The sequence below is a fragment of the Aquiflexum sp. genome (assembly GCF_041751335.1).
Lineage (GTDB): Bacteria > Bacteroidota > Bacteroidia > Cytophagales > Cyclobacteriaceae > Aquiflexum.
The window spans coordinates 1-1,825 of sequence record NZ_JBGSXS010000347.1; the positions used below are offsets into that span (position 1 = coordinate 1).

3 protein-coding genes are annotated in these 1,825 nt (G+C 33.4%); 1 reads left to right on the forward strand and 2 read right to left on the reverse strand.

The features are described 5' to 3' along the window. Positions 1–134: 134 nt before the first annotated feature. Together ACEW8U_RS19250 and ACEW8U_RS19255 are read right to left on the reverse strand one after the other, a co-directional pair. Positions 135–527: a hypothetical protein gene (locus ACEW8U_RS19250; RefSeq protein ID WP_373523686.1), complete on the reverse strand. Its 393-nt coding sequence runs from the start codon at positions 525–527 to the stop codon at positions 135–137. Positions 528–533: 6 nt separating this feature from the next. Beyond that, entirely contained in the window at positions 534–1,085 is a 552-nt protein-coding gene (locus tag ACEW8U_RS19255; protein ID WP_373523687.1) for a DUF4386 domain-containing protein, read from the reverse strand. Positions 1,086–1,631: 546 nt separating this feature from the next. Between ACEW8U_RS19255 and ACEW8U_RS19260 the strand changes: the two genes are divergently transcribed. Continuing rightward, the coding region (locus ACEW8U_RS19260; protein WP_373523688.1) for a hypothetical protein at positions 1,632–1,825 on the forward strand (194 nt) is incomplete at its 3' end.

The following is a 1,825-nucleotide window of genomic DNA, read 5'->3' on the forward strand; positions in this document are numbered from 1 at the left end:
GATCCTCCGGTGAAGAATATTCGTTTTTTGGTCATGGTGTTGTTTTTTTGATGATGGTTTTATTTGTTTCCAGATCTGTACCCAAAATAGATTTTCCAACGATCAAATCAAAAATTTAAATAAAATTCTACCTACTACATGGTTATTGGCATATTTATTCTCCACAACAAAAGAACATTTAATAATGTCACAACTGCAAACCATTTTTCAAATGTTGTTTCGGCAAAAACGTTACCTATGGTGTTTAGGACAAATAGGCCAAAGAAAATCCACAAGATCACAGATAGCGTTTTGTCAGAAAAAATGGCTTTCACGAATTTTCCCTTTTGGGCTAGTACATAAATGAAAAATAAACTGATGATAATCGAAAGCGTTTCAAAGGTGTACATTTCTTGGTCCGTGGTCAACCTTCCTCCCCAGGCGATACCATAAGGGATTATTTTCAATAGGATCAAAAAATGAAGGATTAGAGCAGAAACAGTAATGCCTATCAATATTTTGATGTAAGTGGATTGGTGGATTTTCATGAATTTTTATTTTTTAATTATTAGCGACAAAGCAAAAGTTATTTCCCATAAACCACCCGGTATCAGAAGATACATACTCCACACATTCCCAAATAACTCCATTAAAAACCCAAACGCAAAAACAGCATATCCTACTACTCCCCAAAGTGCCAACCATGATGGCGCTATCTTGTATTTAAACAAGGTCAAACACATTGGAATGCTGCCTAGTCCTAAAACAAGCATTGCAAGAAAGTATCCCAAATCATAGGAAATACTTATTCCAGGAATAAAATTCAATAAAATACTCGCAAGGGCTATTGCCTCAAATACCCTTGTAAAAAGATAGACGTTACTGACTCCTACACTGTATTGCTGAAGTGTTTTTCTCAATAAAATACCAATGGAAAGAACAACTATGGTATTCAATATGATAAGCCCTGCGCCGATATAATTTTCGGAAATTGATTCACTATCGAAAAAGTGTCGTCCAAACCCATAGGCTGGAAATGCCAAAATAAAAAGACTACCTATGATTCGGGCATTGTAAATTTCCATTGAGTTTCTTGTAGTATTCATTAAATTGGAATGGGTTATATGGTATTTCTGCTAGGTGTAGGAGAAAAAATTCGGGATCAGCTGTATTTGAAGATAAATGGAATATTCGATGTCATATGTTTTCACTTTCTCTACTTTATAGAAAAAGCTCTGAATCATACTATACTTATAACACCAACCTCTTTCACGTACTCATATTTGAAAGTATTGAGTATAATTAATATTTTCCCCTTGTCTATATTTAATCTTTTTAAGGCTATTAATTGGCATGCTATCAAAAATACTAATGATATTTTCCCAATACCTAAATTTATCCCGTTTTAGGATTAATTCCTATACCCCAAAATGGATAATAAGGTGACCAATTCAATTGGTTTCATAAAAATCCTTAAAAATGATAATCTGCTTTTTAGCCCAGGTTACAGGGAAATCTGTTTAATCTTTCTCCTAATACCTTTAAAGAGGTCCACTACTGCCCTATCGGATTATCTAATTATTTTTTTATTGCTAAAAATTATTTCGGTCTGATAATTGGACATCATTTACTCAACTAAAACCAACTAGACTATGAACATTACATCAAAAGCTGAATATGGACAGCCTATTGCCGCACCAACTAAAACCAAGGAGAAATCTACCAAAAAACAACAAATTAGCTTGTTTAAGATTTTCCGTCCCTTTCTTAAAATTTGGATCAAAATCTTCAAGTTCACAATTATGACTTTTATAGAAATTCTCAGAGCAATACTCCGGATACCTTT

Coding starts and splice junctions, on each gene's coding strand:
- ACEW8U_RS19250 (WP_373523686.1), bottom strand. CDS start 527: ATGAAAATCCACCAATCCACTTACATCAAAATATTGATAGGCATTACT.
- ACEW8U_RS19255 (WP_373523687.1), bottom strand. CDS start 1,085: ATGAATACTACAAGAAACTCAATGGAAATTTACAATGCCCGAATCATA.